The following is a 17,704-nucleotide window of genomic DNA, read 5'->3' as shown; positions in this document are numbered from 1 at the left end:
CGATTGCTAGCATGGCATCTCACCGACCACTGCCAAGGAGATCGTCATGTGTAGCACCAGCCGCGATAGCAATAACGCCAATCGGCAACACCTAGCTCACCGCCGTGCCGTTATGGCAGGAGGCCGGCCATGAGCGCTTGGTTGGCATACTCCGCGCTCGCCGCCCCGGCCCAACTGATTTGCGCCGGGTTGGCCGCTACGGCCTGGGTTTTGGCAACGGTGCGCACCAGCGCAGCGGTTTGCGCCGCGCTTGCCGCCGCTGCCTTCGTCAGCGCTGCGATTTGCGCGGTCGGCATATTTGCGCTCGGCAAATTCGAGGGAAGCGTGGTCGGCGTCCCGCTCTACATCGACCGCCTGTCGGCGGTAATGCTGACTTTGGTTGCCTTTATCGGCGCCATCGTCATCCGTTATTCCGGCAATTATCTGGACGGCGATCCGGGCCAGCGCCGCTTCTTGCAATGGCTGTGCTGGACGGTCGCCGCGGTTTCGATACTGGTGATTGCCGGGCATTTCGCCGTTTTCGTGCTGGCCTGGATCGTGACCAGCCTGTGCCTGCACCGGTTATTGCTGTTTTATCCGGAACGGCCGGGCGCCCAAGTCGCCGCCCGCAAAAAGTTCCTGGTTAGCCGGTTGGGCGATATTGCCCTGATATTGGCCGGCGTTTGCCTGTATCGCGCCTTCGGTACCTTGGAGTTCGGCGCCTTGTTTACCGCCGAAACGGCTGCCGAGCATGGCGTGGCCGTGACTGCCGCCAGCTTTGCGCTGATCGTGGGTGCAGTCATGAAATCCGCACAATTTCCGTTTCATAGCTGGTTGCCGGAAGTGATGGAAACGCCGACCCCGGTTTCGGCGTTGATGCATGCCGGCATCATCAACGCCGGCGGCTTTCTGGTGATTCGGATGAGCCACATCCTGGTGCAAGCCCCGGCCGTGCTCCATATGCTGGCCGTGATCGGTACTTTCACTGCCTTGTTCGGATCGCTGGCGATGCTGACCCAAACCAGCGTCAAAAAGTCGCTGGCGTTTTCCACCGTCGGCCAGATGGGCTTCATGATGCTGCAATGCGGCTTGGGGGCTTTTTCCTCGGCGCTGCTGCATATCGTGGCCCACGCCCTTTATAAAGCGCACGCCTTTCTCTCCAGCGGCAGCGTGGTCGACATCGCCCGCGCCGCTTGGGCGCCGCCGTTGCGCGACAACCGCCATCCCGGCGAACTGCTGTTGGCGTTTCTGGCGGCCTTGGCCTTAACGGCGGGCGCTGCCGGCCTGTTCGGGCTGCACCCGGCGGAAGAGCCCGGTATCGTCCTGTTGGGCGCCATTTTGCAAATGGCTTTGACCTACCTGCTTTGGAACGCTTTGGCCCATCACGCCGGCCCCGGCCAAATCTTCAGAGCCGTATCCATCGCCGCCGGCACCAGCCTGCTGTATTTCGCGCTGCAAGCCGGCTTTCTGGGGCTGCTGCGCGGCGCAGTGGCCGGGCCGATGCCGGTCGACAGCCTGTTCGACGGCCTGTTGCTCAGCGTGGTACTGGCCGGGTTTTTCTCGATATTGATGTTGCAGATTCAGTATCCCGGTCCGGCCGCACCCAGGATCTGGCAAGCGGCCTACGTTCATCTCTACAACGGTTTTTACATCGGCACGATAGCCAACCGTGTACTCGATCGCTGTTGGCCCAAATCGCACCGCTTCGACCATCGCCAACCGGGAGGAATGCCGCAATGAACTCAGCCTTATCGCCATTGAAAGTTACAACCGACTCGGCCGCCGCGTTAACCGCAGCGATTCAGAGTGCCTGCAGCCGGATTGCACCGCTGTGGCCGCTACAGCATTTCGTCGCGGTCAATCCGTTTCTGGGGTTCAGCGAACGCGCGTTTGCCGATGCCTGCACATTGGCCGCCGAGTTCGGTGCCGGCGACATGCTGATGCCGACCCGGTTCTACGCCGAACAATACCGGCGCGGCCGGATACGGACCGCCGATATCGGACAGGCGCTGGCACTGACCGGCAGTGGCATGGCCTTGGAACAGTGTCTGGCCGAGTTGCACGACGCGCGGCCCGCGCCGGCAGACCCGGAACCGCCGCGTTGGCCGTCGCTGGCCGACCATTTGGACGCGGCGTACGGCAGCCGCTGGTCCGCCTTCGTCACCGACGAAATCTCGAAATGGTGTGCCGCCTACTTCGACGAGGGGCAAGCCTCCTGGCGCATGCCGTGGCGCGACCGGCCGTTGTATGCGGCCTGGCACCGGGCCGCGGCTTTCGACCGCACACCGGAACTGGCCGGTATTTCCGGCTTCCGCCGCTATGTCGCCGGCCTGCCGGACAAACCTTTCGAGGCCGTCGCGCAGATCGTCGCCGCTATCGGTATCCCGGCCGAACGCTGGGCGGATTTTTGCTATCGGCAATTGCTGACGATAGCGGGTTGGAGTGCCTGGTTGCGCCAGAAAAATTGGCACGGCCAGCCGGAGCAAGCCGGCGCGGCAATGCTCGAATTGTTGGCGATACGCCTGGCTTACGAGCACGCCTTGCTCGTCGGCGTTGCCGGGCCGGCGGACATAGAGGCCTGGCAGCATATTTGGCAAACTCAGGCGCAAGCGGCGGCCGAGGCCGGCCGCGCGACCGAGATTCGCCATGTGTTGCAGACGGCTTACGAACTGGCGACGCAGCGGGCGTTGCTGCGGCAATTGGCTGCGTCGCCGGCGGTTGCCGCTGCGGAGCCAGCCGCCGGTAAAGCGTTACAGGCGGTGTTTTGTATCGATGTCCGCTCCGAAGTGTATCGGCGGGCGTTGGAGGCCGTGTCCGGAGAGATCGAAACGCTGGGATTTGCCGGCTTTTTCGGTTTTCCGATCGAATATATCGGCCTTGGCCATCATCGCGGCCAAGCGCAATGCCCGGTACTGTTGCAGCCTAAATACCGGATCCGCGAAAGCGTCGCCGATGCCGATGTCGGCGATTTGCGCAAAATTCTGGAAAAACGCTGGCTGCATAAACGGTTGCAGCGGTTATGGAAAGGCTTCAAACATTCGGCGGTGTCCTGTTTTTCCTACGTCGAGATTTCGGGTTTGAGCTTTGCCGGCAAGTTGCTCAGCGATAGCCTGGGTTTGACCCGAACGGTAGCCAAACCGGGCAGTGCCGGGCTGGACCGGGCCGTGTTGGGCCGGATCGGCCCGGTCATCACCCGCCAGCGCGGCCGTTTGATCGCCAAAGGTGCGGTGGTGGAAACCGGCATCGCCCTCGGCGAACGCATTGAACTGGCCCGCAAGGCACTGCAGGGCATGAGCCTGACCGACGACTTCGCCCGCTTAGTATTGCTTTGCGGCCACGGCAGCAGCACGGTCAACAACCCGTATGCCGCCGGCCTGGATTGCGGCGCCTGCGGCGGCCATAGCGGCGAAGCCAACGCCCGCGTCGCCGCCGCGGTGCTCAACGATCGCGAGGTGCGGGCCGGTCTGGCCGGCCAAGGGCTGTTTATCCCCAAAGAAACCTGGTTCATCGCCGGCCTGCACGATACCGCCACCGATACGGTTAGCTTGTTCGATCTGGAGCAAGTGCCGCATTTCTTCAGCGCCGATCTGGCGCAACTGCAACACTGGCTGGAGCAAGCCTCGCAGTTGGCGCGGCGGGAAAGGGCGCCGGGGTTGGGCCTGGCCGGGGGCAATGCCGCCGGTTTGCTAAAGGCTATGGCGCAGCGCAGCCGCGACTGGGCCCAGGTCCGGCCGGAATGGGGTTTGGCGGGTAACGCCGCGTTCGTTGCCGCACCGCGGCAACGTACTCTTGGCGCCCGATTCGACGGCCGGGCGTTCTTGCACAACTACGACTATCGCCAGGATGCCGACGGCGCCATTCTGAACCTGATCATGACGGCACCTATGGTCGTCGCCAGTTGGATCAACTTGCAGTATTACGCCTCCAGCGTCGACAACCGGCGTTTCGGTAGCGGCAACAAGGTACTGCACAACGTAGTCGGTACCATCGGCATCCTTGAAGGTAACGGCGGCGACCTGCGCGCCGGGCTGCCCTGGCAGTCGCTGAACGACGGGCGGAACCTGCGGCACGAGCCGCTGCGTTTGAGCGTGTTTATCGAAGCGCCGGCGGCGATGATCGAGCAGGTTCTGGAGCACCAAGCCGGGGTGCGGCAGTTGGTGGAAAACCGTTGGTTGCATCTGTTGCGCATCGATCCCAACCAGGGCTGCTGCTATCGCTATGCCGGTCCGCATTATTGGCAGCCCGTTTCTATAGACCGCGAGGAGTTTTGACATGAATGTATCAACCTGCGAGCGGCTCGATCAGGCCGCCGCCGATCATTTGGATTTGCTGGAAGCCGAGGCGCTGTTCATCTTGCGCGAAGTGGCGGCGGAATGCCGCCATCCGGTGTTGCTGTTCTCCGGCGGCAAGGATTCGGCCGTGCTGCTGCATCTGGCCTACAAAGCGTTTTATCCGGAACGCATCGGCTGCGCGCTGTTGCATATCGACACCGGCCACAATTACGCCGAGGTGATCGCCTACCGCGACCGCATGGCCGAGCGCTACGGCTGCCGGTTGCACGTGCGCAGCGTCGAAGATTCGATTCGCAAAGGCTCGGTGCGCTTGCGGCATGCGTTGGAATCGCGCAACGCCCACCAAGCGGTAACCTTGATGGAAGCGATTGCCGAATTCGGCTTCGACGCCTGTTTCGGCGGCGCCCGCCGCGACGAGGAAAAGGCGCGGGCCAAGGAGCGCATCGTCAGCGTGCGCGACGAATTCGGCCAGTGGGAGCCGAAAAATCAGCGGCCCGAGCTATGGTCTCTGTACAACACCCGCGTCGCGCTGGGCGACCATCTGCGCGTGTTTCCGATTTCGAACTGGACCGAGCTCGACGTCTGGCAATACATCCAGCGCGAGGACATCGAATTGCCGGAACTGTACTTCGCCCACCCGCGCCAGGTGGTGCGCCGCGGCGACATTCTGGTGCCGGTGACGCATCTGACCCCGGCCAATCCCGGCGATACCGTGGAAACGGTCAGTTGCCGCTTCCGCACGGTCGGCGACATTTCCTGTACTGCACCGGTGGCATCGACGGCAAGCAACGTCGCCGACATCATCGCCGAAACTGCGCAATGCCTGCTGACCGAGCGCGGCGCCACGCGCCTGGACGACCGCGCCTCGGAGGCGGCCATGGAGCAACGCAAAAAAGAGGGGTATTTCTGATGAACGCAATGCTAAATTCAAGCACCGACAGCTTCGACCCCGGAGCCGAATCGACGGCGCGCCCGTCCGGCCTGCTCCGTTTCATTACCGCCGGCAGCGTCGACGACGGCAAAAGTACGCTGATCGGCCGCCTGCTGCACGACACCGGCAACGTCGCCGCCGACCAACTGGCGTCGATCCGGGCCACATCGCAAAAGCGCGGGTTGGCGGCCATCGATTGGTCGCTGCTGACCGACGGCCTGATCGCCGAGCGCGAGCAAGGCATCACCATCGACGTGGCTTACCGCTATTTCGCCACGGCGCGGCGCAAATTCATCATCGGCGACGCCCCAGGCCACGAGCAATACACCCGCAACATGGTTACTGCCGCTTCCGGCGCCGATCTGGCGATTCTGCTGGTCGATGCTCGTAAAGGCGTGGTCACCCAAACCCGCCGCCACGCCTATCTGGCACATTTGCTCGGTATCCGCGAGCTGGTGCTGGCGGTGAATAAGATGGACCTGGTCGATTGGCAGCCGACTGTGTATCAAGCCATCGTCGACGAATTCAACGCCTTCGTCGGCCGCTTGGGTCGGCATCATGTGCAGGCGATTCCGCTGTCGGCGTTGAACGGGACCAATGTCGCGACCCGCGCCGAGGCCATCCCCTGGTACAGCGGCCCCTGTTTGCTGGAACATCTGCAATCCAGCCCGGCCAGACGCGATGCCGCGGACGCCCCGTTGCGGCTGCCGGTGCAACGGGTAGTGCGGGTCATGCTGGGCAACGGTGCCGACGGCGAAACGGCAACGGAGTTTCGCGGCTACCAAGGCATGCTGGCCTCCGGCCGGCTGCGGCTGGGCGACGAAGTGGCGGTGATGCCGAACGGACAGCGGGCCCGGGTCGCGCGCTTGAGCGTGGCCGAGCGCGACTTGGCCGAAGCCGGTGCCGACCGTTCCGTGGTGGTGGCGCTGGACCGCGAGATCGATATTTCCCGCGGTGATATGCTGTGCGATCCGCAGCAATTGCCGCGCGTCGCCAAGAACTTGGCTGCGGATATCTGCTGGCTGTCGGAACAGCCGCTGGACATGCGGCGTAAGTATCTGATCAAGCACGCGACCCGCAGCGTCAATGTCTTGTTCGAAGAACTGAGCTACCGGGTCGACGTCAATAGCTTGGCGCAGCAGGCGGCGCCGGATACCGCACAGATGAACGACATCGTCCGCGCCCGATTAAGACTGCATCAACCGGTGCTCGCCGATGCCTACGGCAGCAATCGCACCACCGGCAGCTTTATCGTGATCGATCCGGTGTCGTTGCATACCGTAGCGGCCGGCGTGATTGTCGAATGAACCCCGAATCAGCCAGGAAAACCTAATGAATTGGCACGAATTCTTCCAACTGTTTGCCGGCTTGATATCGGTGGTGAATCCGATCACCGCGATGCCGGTTTATCTGTCGCTGACCCAGCGCAAAACGCCGGCCGAACGCCGGCAGACGGCCATCACCGCCGCCTTTGCGGTGACGCTGGTATTGTTGACCGCATTGCTGGCCGGCGAGCCGATTCTGAGTTTTTTCGGTATCGGCCTGCCGGCGTTTCGCGTGGCCGGCGGCCTGTTGCTGTTGCTGATGGGGATGTCGATGCTACGGGCCAGCGACGACCGCTCGCGGCATACCCCGGAAGAAGACGCCGAGTCGCAGGACAAGGCCTCGGTGGCGGTGGTGCCGCTGGCCATCCCGTTGCTGGCGGGGCCAGGCGCGATCAGCACGACCATCGTTTACGCCCACCGCGATTTGTCGTTGAATCATTATTTGCTGTTCAGCGGCGCGATAGTCACCGTCAGCAGCATCGTGTTGCTGTTTCTGTTACTGGCGCCGCGCATTGTCGCCATCATGGGCCAAACCGGCATGAACCTGGTGACGCGGGTGATGGGACTGTTGCTCAGCTCCATCGCCGTCGAATTCATTGCCGGCGGGATGACGGAGCTGTTTCCGCTGCTGGCCGGCGCTTGATCGGGAATCTGGAGAGCCGTCATGCCGCTATCGAATGCTATCGAAAGCGATTATTGTGGCCAGCGCGTAGCCCTGTTGACCCAACACGGCAAACAAACGCCGTTGGCCGACGTGTTGAATAGCCGATTGGCCTGCCGTATCGAGCATGTCGACGGCTACGATACCGACCGGCTCGGTACGTTCACCCGCGATATCGCCCGCGCCGGCAGCCAGCTCGAGGCGGCGCGCAGCAAGGCGCGAATCGGTATGGAGCTTGCCGGCCTACCCATCGGCTTGGCCAGCGAGGGCGCTTTCGGACCGGACCCGGTCACGTTCATGTTGCCGCACAATCTGGAATTGCTGGTGTGGATCGACGCCCGGTTGGGGATAGAAGTCGTCGCCACCGCATCCGGTGCCACCAATTTTGCCCACCAAACCGTAAGCAATTGGGAGCAAGCCGAGCTTTTCGCGCTGGCCGCCGGCTTTCCGGAACACTACCTGATCGTGCGGCCGGGCCATCAAGACCACCCCGAGTTTCGCAAGGGCATATCGGCTTGGGACCAGTTGGCACAAGCGCTGGACTGGGCGCTAGCGTCTTCGCCCGAGCGCCAGGCTTTTATCGAAACTGATATGCGCGCCTTCGCCAATCCGACCCGAATGCAGAATATCCGCCGCGCGGCCGAGGCCTTGGCCGAAAAGCTACTGTCGCGCTGTCCTGTCTGCGCCGCACCCGGTTTTGCCGCGTCCGGCGTCGTGCGCGGTCTGCCTTGCGAGGATTGCGGGCAAGCGACGGCGGAAGTCAAAGCCGATATCCAGCGTTGCCCGCGCTGCGGCCATCAAGTTTCGGTCGCGCGCGAACGGCAATTCGCCTCGGCCGGCGAATGCGGTTATTGCAATCCGTGAGGTGATGCTTCCGACTTTTTTGCAGAAACGGATTGATTTCAACGTTTGCAGGCCAGGCTCCTCAGCTAAGTCAAGTGCTAAGTAGAGAGGCGTAAGTAAATTCGTTATCCCGGGTGAAAGAGCTTTAGTTATCCACAGCCTTATATAAATTGGTGTCTTTACCTTCACAGAAAGTTATCCTATGTGCTCGGCGCGGCGACATGATTTCGACTGTTTGTCTAGCCAGACACCCGATTATTAGTTTGTTGAGTAATGAAACAATTTTCCGACCAAGAATTAGAGAGCCTTTTGAACGATACGGAATCCGATCGCGTCGAGCGAAAAGAAACGTTCAAAGGAGATGTTCCGAAAAAGGCTCGGCAAGCCATCTGCGCGTTTGCCAACGATTTACCGGGATATAACCAGCCCGGAATATTGTTTATCGGCGCCAAAGATAACGGCGAGCCTTCCGGAATCAGTATTGACGATCAGCTTTTATTGTCGTTGGCTGATATGAAAACGGATGGCAACATCTTGCCTTTACCGGTTTTATCGGTCGAAAAGCGGACATTGAAAGGGGCGGAAATAGCGGTGGTAAGCGTAATGCCTTCCGATATGCCGCCCGTTAAATACGAAGGTCGCATTTGGGTGCGTACCGGACCGCGCCGTTCTATCGCCAACCAACAAGAAGAACGCATCCTCAACGAAAAGCGGCGTTATAAAAATCTGCCGTTCGATATATATCCGGTGCCCAGCGCTAAGCTCTCGGATTTATCAAAATCAATATTCGAAAACGAATTTTTGCCATCGGCATTTGCAGCCGATGTGTTGGAAGCTAACGGTAGAACTTATGAAGAGCGTTTGGCTTCCTGCAAAATGGTCTTGTCGCCAGACGACCCGACTCCAACTGTCTTAGGGTTGTTGGCGCTTGGCAAGACACCGCAAGACTTTCTACCTGGAGCCTTTATTCAATTCCTGCGCATCGACGGGACCGAATTGGCGGATCCCGTAATCGACGAGGAATCGATAGGCGGGGCAATGGTTGAAATGCTGCGTCGCTGCGAAGAAAAACTCAAGGCTCATAACCGCACCGCAATCGATATTACTGCCGGGCCGGTTCATATCAAAGAAGCACCTTATCCGCCTGCCGCTCTTCAACAAATTCTGTACAACGCGGTTTTACATCGTACTTATGAAAGCACCAATGCGCCGGTGCGGGTTTACTGGTTTAACGATCGTATTGAAATCAACAGTCCCGGTGGGCCTTACGGTAATGTGACTACGGAAAATTTCGGCAAGCCTGGCATTACCGATTATCGGAATCCGAATATTGCCGACGTATTAAAAACCTTTGGGTTTGTTCAAGCCTTCGGTCGCGGCATAGCCACTGCGAGAAAAGAAATGGAGAAAAATGGTAACCCGCCGCTGGCGTTTGAGACTAACCAAAGCACCGTGTTGTGTACATTAAGAAATAAGCAATGACTACGCCGGTACTGACATTTTTCAACAATAAGGGCGGGATTGGCAAAACCTCGCTGATCTACCATCTAGCCTGGACATTTGCCAGTTTGAGGAAACGCGTGGTTATCATTGACCTCGACCCGCAATCAAACCTGACTGGCGCCTTTCTCGAAGAGGATGACATTGAGTCGATTTGGGATAGTCAGAATGACGGTTCAACGATCTACCAGTGCGTTAAACCTCTAACGGACGTAGGCGACATTGCCGAGCCGATATTAAAAAGCATCTCAACCGACCTGTATTTGCTGCCCGGCGATGTCAATCTATCCGGATACGAAGACATTTTGTCAGCCGAATGGCCGAACAGCATGGGCGACAATAATCTGTATCGCCCGATGCGGATACTCAGCTCGTTTTGGCAAGTGATGCAAATGGCGGCCACCAAAGTGCAGGCCGATATGGTTTTAGTCGATATAGGCCCCAACCTTGGTGCGATCAATCGTTCCGTATTGCTGGCGACGGATTACGTGGTGATACCACTCGGCGCCGATTTGTTTTCGTTACAAGGCCTGAAAAATTTAGGGCCGACACTTCGTAGCTGGAAAAGCCTCTGGCAGAAAAGACTAGATAACTGGAGCAATAGTATCGACAAATCTAGACGCCCAGATTTTCAATTACCGAAAGGCAATATGCAGCCGATTGGTTATCTCTGCCAGCAGCATAGCGTGAGATTAGATAGGCCGGTCAAAGCTTATGATAAATGGGTACAACGCATCCCCAATGTCTATAGAGAATCGGTATTAGGTGAAACACCTTCCGAAACACTTGGTAGCCAGGAAAAAGATCCCTACTGCCTTGCCACCATCAAACATTACCGTAGCTTAATCCCAATGGCCCAGGAACATCGTAAACCGATCTTCAATCTGACGTCTGCCGATGGTGCGATTGGTTCACATGCCAACGCAGTGCAGGAAGCGAAAAAAGATTTTACAAAGCTGGCTAATCGGATTGCTGAGCAAATAAAACTACCGCTGTAAGCCGCTATTAACGTCTTAACAGGTTGGTGAAAAACTCTTTTTTGCAACCAATCAGACCTATATTTAGTACTACAAGATTGATTCAGCACTAAATAAAGGCTTCTTCTAGCTAAATTAGTGGCTGGAATATGGTTTTTCACCAACCTGTTAAGCTGAATTATTGATCCCGCTGGTTATTTCAAAACCCTGTTTTCAAACCCTGACCTAATTGCGTGACTAATTTTTCTCTTCAACCCCAAATCAACCTGACCCACGGCGGCGGTGGCCGGGCGATGGCGCAGTTGATCGACCGGTTGTTTATCAAGCATTTCGACAACGACTTGCTCAACCGGCGCAACGATCAGGCCTTGTTCAATGTGCCGGCCGGGCGCTTGGCGATCAGCACCGACGGCCATGTGATTTCGCCGCTGTTTTTTCCGGGCGGCGACATCGGTTCGCTGGCGGTGCACGGCACCTTGAACGACGTGGCGATGTCCGGTGCCAGGCCGCTGTATCTGGCGGCGGGTTTTATCCTGGAAGAAGGCCTGCCTTTGGCCGACTTGGAGCGCATCGTCGTCAGTATGGCCGCGGCGGCGAATAAAGCCGGCGTGCCGATTGTGACCGGCGACACCAAGGTGGTGGAGCGCGGCAAGGGTGACGGGGTGTTCATCACCACCACCGGCGTCGGCATCGTCCCGGACGGCGTCAATATTTCCGGCGACCGCGCCGCAGCCGGTTGTGCGATTTTGCTCAGCGGCAGTATCGGCGACCACGGCGTGGCCATCATGGCCAGCCGCGAGAACCTGCAATTCGAAACCAGCATCATCTCCGACTCGGCGGCGCTGCACGGTTTGGTGGCCGATTTGGTGGCCGCGGCACCGGCGGCGATACGCTGTTTGCGCGACCCGACCCGCGGCGGCTTGGCGACGGTCTTGAACGAACTGGCTGGCCAGTCCGGCGTCGGCATGGTCATCGACGAGGCGGCGATTCCGGTCAAAGCTCAGGTCAAGGCGGCTTGCGAAATCCTCGGCCTAGATCCGCTCTATGTCGCCAACGAAGGCAAGTTGGTGTGCATCTGCGACGCGGCTGCCGCCGAGACCTTATTGGCGGCGATGCGCAACCACCCCTTGGGCCGCGACGCCGCCATCATCGGCCAAGTCGTCGCCGACCCGCATCATTTCGTGCAAATGACTACCGCTTTCGGTGGCCGGCGCATCGTCGATTGGCCGGTCGGCGAGCAGTTGCCGCGCATCTGCTGATGCCGGGGCTGGCGATCCGCGCCCGCGGCGTGGTGCAGGGCGTCGGCTTTCGCCCGGCGATCTGGCATCTGGCCCGCCGCTTCGGTTTGACCGGCGCGGTGTGGAACGACGGCGAAGGCGTGATGATTCATGCCTTCGGCAACGCTCAGGTTTTGGATGCATTTGTCGCCCAGATTCCGCGCGAACTGCCGCCGCTGGCTAAGTTGGACGCGTTGGAATGCGCAGAATTGAATGAAGCCGATCATGCCGAATTCCGCATCGTCGCCAGCCGGCGAGACGGCATCGCCACCCCCATCGTCGCCGACGCCGCCACCTGCCCGGATTGTCTTGCCGAAATCGCCGACCCCAACAATCGCCGCTACCGTTACCCCTTCGCCAACTGCACCCACTGCGGGCCGCGCCTGTCCATCGTTCGCGCCGTACCTTACGACCGCGCCAACACCAGCATGGCGGCGTTCGCGATGTGCCCGGATTGCCAACGCGAATACGACGATCCAGCCGACCGCCGCTTTCATGCCCAGGCCAATTGTTGCCCGGTTTGCGGGCCGAGGTTGTGGCTGGCGGATGCGCAAGGCGATATCGTTTCCACACGTCGCCTTGAAACGCAGCGGAACGCATCCGCCAAGCAATCGAGCTTAATTCCCCCTTTGGAAAAACTACCCGAAAGGCATAAAGGGGATGGAGCGGGATTTATTCGAACAATCTCCCCTAACCCCGCTATTGCAAAGCGGGGGGCGAATAGCCGCGAGCGTAACGTAGTGGCAGCGGCGCGGGACTTGGAAACCGCGGCCGCCGCTGCCGACACTATCCGGCAAACCGCAGAGCTGATTCGGCAAGGCTGCATCGTCGCCATCAAAGGTCTGGGCGGCTTTCATCTGGCCTGCGACGCGGCTAACGCACGGGCGGTAGACCTATTGCGCCAACGCAAACGCCGCTACGCCAAACCTTTCGCGTTGATGGCCCGCGACCTGGCCATGCTGAGCCGCTTTGCCGTCGCCAATGACGCCGAGATTCGGGCCTTGCAAGACAAAGCCGCGCCCATCGTCTTGCTGCGTAAAGCCGGCGAACCGCTGGCCGCCGGCGTCGCGCCGGGCGACGATAAACTCGGCTTCATGCTGCCTTACACGCCGCTGCATACGCTGCTGATGGCGGAATTGGATAACCCCATCGTACTGACTTCCGGTAACGTTAGCGACGAGCCGCAGTGCACCGATAATGACGAGGCCCTGCAAAAACTGGCCGGCATCGCCGATTATTTCTTGCTGCACCAGCGCGACATCGTCAACCGGCTGGACGATTCGGTGGCGCGGCTGATGGACGGCGAGATTCGCCTGCTGCGCCGGGCGCGCGGTTATGCGCCGCAGGCGTTGCCGTTGCCGCCCGGTTTCGAGCCGGCCGCCAATGTGTTGGCGATGGGGGCCGAGTTGAAAAACAGCTTCTGCCTGCTGAAAAACGGCCAAGCTGTGGTCGGCCAGCACGTCGGCGACCTGGAAAATGCCGCCTTGCAGGTCGATTACCGCCGCGCTATCGAGTTGTACCGGGACTTGCATGGGTTTCGGCTAGAGTTACTAGCCCGGCCTTTAAATACCGTTCGCCCTGAGCCGGTCGAAGGGCGCTCCAACTCGGACCTCGACAAACCCAGCCTTAATACCCTGGATGGTGCGGACGGAACGCCGGTAAGCAATAGGCCCGGCTTAATCATCGCCGTGGACTGCCACCCCGGCTATTTATCCACGCAATACGGCCAAAGCTTGGCGGCGGCGGAAGGCTTAGCCTGCGTGGCCGTGCAGCATCACCACGCCCACTTGGCCGCCTGTCTGGCCGAACACGGCGTGGCGCTGGACGCGCCGCCGGTATTGGCGGCGATTTTCGACGGACTGGGCATGGGCGAGAACGGCGAGCTGTGGGGCGGCGAGTTTTTGCTGGGAAATTACCGCGGCTTTAGCCGCTTGGCGCATTTCCAGCCGATTGCCTTGCCCGGCGGCAGCCAGGCGATGCGCGAACCCTGGCGCAATGCCTACGCCCAACTCAGGCAGTATTTCGATTGGAGAACGTTACAGACGGAATACGGCGAGCTGCCGCTGTTTAAACGGCTAGCCAACAAGCCGCTGACCACCCTGGAGACGATCATCGCCAAAAATCTGAATGCGCCGCCGTGCAGTTCGGTAGGCCGCTGGTTCGACGCCTTCGCCGCCGCTTTGGATTTGTACGCCGAGCGAGCCGATTACGAAGGCCAGGCGGCGATTGCGCTGGAGAATCTGGCGGCGCCTGCGTTTGCCGGCGAAACCGCCTATCCGCAGGCTTGGCAGGTGAGCGAAATGGAAGGAAAGCCGGTCTTGACTTGGCGCGGTTTGTGGCAAGCGGTGTTGGCCGATTTGGCCAACGGCACCGACACTGCCGTGATCGCTGCCCGTATCCACCACAGCCTGATCGCGGCCAGCGTCGAAACCTTGTTGCAACTGGGCCGGGAAACCGGGGCCGAGCGCGTGGTGTTGAGCGGCGGCGTGTTCCAAAACCGCTTGCTGTTGGAAGGCGTGGCCCAAGGTTTGCGCCGCCACGGCAAAACCGTGCTGCTGCCGCAATGCTATCCGGCTAACGACGGCGGACTGGCCTTGGGCCAGGCCGTTATCGCCGCCGCGGCCGGTATCAGTTAGCGGCGTTGCTGCCGGCCAGTTCGACATTGAAACGGCCGTAGCGCTGCAAAATCGCCGGCAACAGCAATAGGTTCAGTACCGTCGACGAAGCCAGGCCGCCGATAATGATGGCCGCCATCGGCCCCATGATTTCTCTACCCGGATTATCGCTGCCGATTGCGATCGGCAGCATCGCCAATGCGGTGACCAAGGCCGTCATCAGGATGGCCGGCAGCCGTTCCTGGGCGCCGCGGATCAGCGTCGCGGTGCACCATTCCTGGCCTTCGAATTCGATCAGATGCCGGTAATGCGAAATCAGCATGATGCAGTTGCGTACGGTGATGCCGAACAAGGTGACGAAGCCGACGAACGAGCCGACCGACAGCGTGGCGTCGGTCGCCACGACCGCGGCGACGCCGCCCAGCAGCGCAAACGGCAGATTCAATAAGGTCAACAGCATATGGCGCAGGCTGCCGAATGCGATAAACACGAAAATCAAGACGCCGGCGCCGGCCAGCAAGGCGTGGACCAGCAAGGTTTCGCGGGCCTTGGCTTGTTCCAGCGCCGCGCCGATGAATTCGGGATAACTGCCGTCGCGCCAGTTCAATTCGGTTTGCACCCGCTGCTTCAGTTCGGCCATGAAGGCGTCCATGTCGCGGCCTTCGACTTTGCAGGTCACGGTCTGAATCCGCTGCGCGCCCTGGTGCAGGATGTTGTAGCGGCCCTCGCCGTGGCGGACTTCGGCCACTTCGCCCAGCAGCACGCGCTGGCCCTCGGCGTTCTTCAGCGGTAGTTGCGCCAAGAAATCCGGCCGGCTGCGCCAGTCCGGCGGTAGCGATACCGCCACGTTGAAAATCCGGTTGCCCTGCAGATTCTTGCCGACGATGCGGCCCTCGTAGGCGGTTTGCAATGCCGCCATCACTTGCGCCGGGCTGATGCCGCGGAATTTCAGCCGCTCCGGATCGAGTTGCACCTGCAGCAAGCTGGTGGCCGGCGGCGAGCGCAATTGCACATCTTCGGCGCCGGGCATGGTTTCGATCAGTGCCGCCAGTTGTTGCGCCTTGGCGTCCAGCTCCGCCAGATCGTTGCCGTAAATATTGACGACGACCGGCGCGGTGTAGCCGGAAATGGTTTCGTCGACCCGCTCGGTCAGGAAGGTGTTGGCCTCGTAATGGATGCCGGGAAAGCTGTCCAGAATGGCGCGGATTTCGTCCAATACGCGCTGTTGCTCGGGGCCGGAAAGGGGATGCAAACGCACTTCGTATTCGCTGTAATGGCTGCCGTACGTATCGGCGCCGCGTTCGGCGCGGCCGGCCCATTGCGACACCGATTCCACGCCGGCGACTGCCGTCAGCCGTTCGGTCAACAGGCTGCCGACCCGGATCGATTCCGGCAGCGAAGTACCGGGTACGCTGGCGGTATGGACGATGAAATGGCCCTCGCGCAATTCCGGCAGAAATTTGTGGTCCAGTTGCAGGAAGGCGGCGATGCCGATCAGGCACGCGACCGCGCCGGCCAAGGCCACGGCTTTGAAATGGCGGATCGCCCACAGCAATTGTTTGGCGTATAACGGTTTCAGCCAACGCAACAACGGTGGATCGCTATCGTCCGGCAAATTGGCTTTGAACAACAGGTGGCACAACGCCGGCGTCAGCGTCAACGCCACCAGCAGCGACATCAGGATGGCCAGAATGTAGGACGCGCCGAGCGGGGCGAACAGCCGGCCGCTGACGCCGTCCAGCGTCAGCAGCGGCACGAACACCAGCGCGACGATAAAGCTGGCGTAAACCACGGAGCTGCGCACTTCCAGCGAAGCCTGGTAAACCACCTCCGCGGTGCTGTCCGGAAACAGCTTCGCCCGGTTTTCGCGCAGGCGGCGGAAGATGTTCTCGGTGTCGATGATGGCGTCGTCGACCACTTCGCCCAAGGCAATCGCCAGACCGCCCAACACCATGATGTTGAGATTCACGCCGCATTCCAGTAGCACCAGCGCGGCGCTGAGCAGCGACAGCGGAATCGCCGTGGCGGCGATCAACGCGCTGCGCAAGTCGAACAAAAACAAGTAGAGCACGGCCAGCACGAACAGGCCGCCGAGCAGCAAATGGCCGGACAGGTTATGCAACGAGGTCTCGATATAATCCGCCGGCCGAAACAGGTGCGGGTAAAACCCGATATTCTGTTGTTGGAATATCGGTTCAAAGCCTGCCAGTACCGATTCCACCTGGCGCGACACCGACAGGGTATTGGCGCCGTACTGGCCGATCACCATCAGGACGATGCCCGGTTTGCCCATGATCTGCGCCGCGCCGATCGGCGGTTCCGCGCCGTAGCGGATGTCGGCGACGTCGGCCAGCGTCACGTTCATGCCGTCCTGGCGCTTGACCACCAACTGTTTGAATTGCTCGGGATTGGCCGGCTGGCCGCTGATCTGCAAGGTAAAACGCTGATTGGCGTTTTCGATGAAGCCGGCACCGTTCATCTCGGCCGCGCCGGCCGCAGCGGCAACCACATCCTCGATTGCCAGATTGAAGCGTTGCAGCGCGGCCGGTTGCAGTTGCACTTGCAATTGCTGGATATCGCCGCCGAACACGTTGACGTCGGCCACACCGGGAACCGCCAGCAGGCGCGGCACCAGGCTCCAGTCGACCAGGCTGCGCAGATCCATCAGCGATTTGGTTTCCGAGCTGACGCCTAGCGTCAACACAGTAGCGGACGACGACGACAGCGGTATCGCCAGCGGCGTGCCGACGCCGGCCGGCAAACGCTGGCCCAGGCTGTTCAGGCGTTCGCTGACCAATTGCCGGTTACGGTAAACGTCGCTGCGTTCCGAAAAGTTGGCGGTGACGATGGACAGTCCCTGAATCGACTGCGAGCGCAGCGTTTGCAGGCCGATCAAGCCGCTGATCGAGTTTTCGATTTGCTGGGTCACCAGCACTTCCACCTGTTCGGCGGCCAAGCCCGGCGCTTCGGTTTGAATGATGACTTGTTTCGGGGCGAATTCCGGGAAAATGTCGAGGCCGGCGTTGGCGAAGCGGTAGCTGCCGTAACCGAACAGCAGCAGCGCCAGCGTAACGACGATGCCGGAATAGCGAATCGAAAAGCGGACCAGAAGTGCGAGCATGGCGGATAGCAAGATTGGACTAAGCCGGTTATTGTGCCTGTTCGGCTCGCCGCGGTCTATTGCAGCCCGGCGGCTCAGGGCTTGGCGCTGCGGCCGACATAAGCTGTGACGCATTCGGCGGATAACGTCCGGCGGGCTTTGCCGGCTCCGCTAAACTGCATTAACATCGCAGCCAACGGACAT

Annotated in this window: 11 protein-coding genes; 10 read left to right on the top strand and 1 reads right to left on the bottom strand. The window is 60.4% G+C overall.

Translation table 11 applies throughout. The features are described from left to right. The first annotated feature begins 129 nt into the window (after positions 1-129). The 10 genes from VXJ35_RS19600 to VXJ35_RS19555 all read left to right on the top strand — a co-directional run bounded on the left by VXJ35_RS19600 (position 130) and on the right by VXJ35_RS19555 (position 14,421). Positions 130-1,719: a proton-conducting transporter membrane subunit gene (locus VXJ35_RS19600; RefSeq protein WP_064022852.1), complete on the top strand. Its 1,590-nt coding sequence runs from the start codon at positions 130-132 to the stop codon at positions 1,717-1,719. Then, positions 1,716-4,250: a YbcC family protein gene (locus VXJ35_RS19595; RefSeq protein WP_064022851.1), complete on the top strand. Its 2,535-nt coding sequence runs from the start codon at positions 1,716-1,718 to the stop codon at positions 4,248-4,250. Before VXJ35_RS19600 ends, VXJ35_RS19595 begins: the two co-directional genes overlap by 4 nt. A gap of 1 nt (position 4,251) precedes the next feature. Continuing rightward, on the top strand, positions 4,252-5,181 hold the full coding sequence (gene cysD / locus VXJ35_RS19590; RefSeq protein WP_064022850.1) for a sulfate adenylyltransferase subunit CysD: 930 nt from the start codon (positions 4,252-4,254) through the stop codon (positions 5,179-5,181). Then, positions 5,181-6,509, top strand: coding sequence for a sulfate adenylyltransferase subunit 1 (locus VXJ35_RS19585; RefSeq protein ID WP_082881010.1), 1,329 nt, complete (start codon positions 5,181-5,183; stop codon positions 6,507-6,509). The genes cysD and VXJ35_RS19585 overlap by 1 nt, the downstream gene beginning before the upstream one ends. Before the next feature lie 25 nt (positions 6,510-6,534). After that, positions 6,535-7,170, top strand: coding sequence for a YchE family NAAT transporter (locus tag VXJ35_RS19580; RefSeq protein WP_064022849.1), 636 nt, complete (start codon positions 6,535-6,537; stop codon positions 7,168-7,170). Positions 7,171-7,191: 21 nt separating this feature from the next. Beyond that, positions 7,192-8,052, top strand: a complete 861-nt coding sequence (locus VXJ35_RS19575) for a DUF6671 family protein (RefSeq protein ID WP_064022848.1) — start codon at positions 7,192-7,194, stop codon at positions 8,050-8,052. A gap of 252 nt (positions 8,053-8,304) precedes the next feature. Further along, entirely contained in the window at positions 8,305-9,513 is a 1,209-nt protein-coding gene (locus VXJ35_RS19570; RefSeq protein ID WP_064022847.1) for an ATP-binding protein, read from the top strand. Further along, positions 9,510-10,529, top strand: a complete 1,020-nt coding sequence (locus VXJ35_RS19565) for a ParA family protein (RefSeq protein ID WP_064022846.1) — start codon at positions 9,510-9,512, stop codon at positions 10,527-10,529. Before VXJ35_RS19570 ends, VXJ35_RS19565 begins: the two co-directional genes overlap by 4 nt. A gap of 272 nt (positions 10,530-10,801) precedes the next feature. Continuing rightward, complete coding sequence (hypE, locus tag VXJ35_RS19560) at positions 10,802-11,767, top strand: hydrogenase expression/formation protein HypE (RefSeq protein WP_082881009.1); 966 nt, start codon at positions 10,802-10,804, stop codon at positions 11,765-11,767. After that, positions 11,767-14,421, top strand: coding sequence for a carbamoyltransferase HypF (locus VXJ35_RS19555; RefSeq protein ID WP_231914924.1), 2,655 nt, complete (start codon positions 11,767-11,769; stop codon positions 14,419-14,421). The genes hypE and VXJ35_RS19555 overlap by 1 nt, the downstream gene beginning before the upstream one ends. On the opposite strand, the gene VXJ35_RS19550 is transcribed toward VXJ35_RS19555, so the two are convergent. Next, the gene (locus VXJ35_RS19550; protein WP_064022844.1) at positions 14,414-17,521 is read right to left on the bottom strand and encodes an efflux RND transporter permease subunit; all 3,108 of its coding nucleotides are present in this window, start codon (positions 17,519-17,521) and stop codon (positions 14,414-14,416) included. The two genes, VXJ35_RS19555 and VXJ35_RS19550, sit on opposite strands and share 8 nt — an antisense overlap. Positions 17,522-17,704 lie beyond the last annotated feature (183 nt).

Origin of the sequence: Methylomonas sp. DH-1 (genome assembly GCF_046097555.1) — a bacterium.
In the GTDB taxonomy this organism is placed as follows: Bacteria; Pseudomonadota; Gammaproteobacteria; order Methylococcales; family Methylomonadaceae; genus Methylomonas; species Methylomonas koyamae.
Note: the sequence above shows the minus strand (reverse complement) of the source record. Positions and strands in the feature narration are given on the sequence as shown.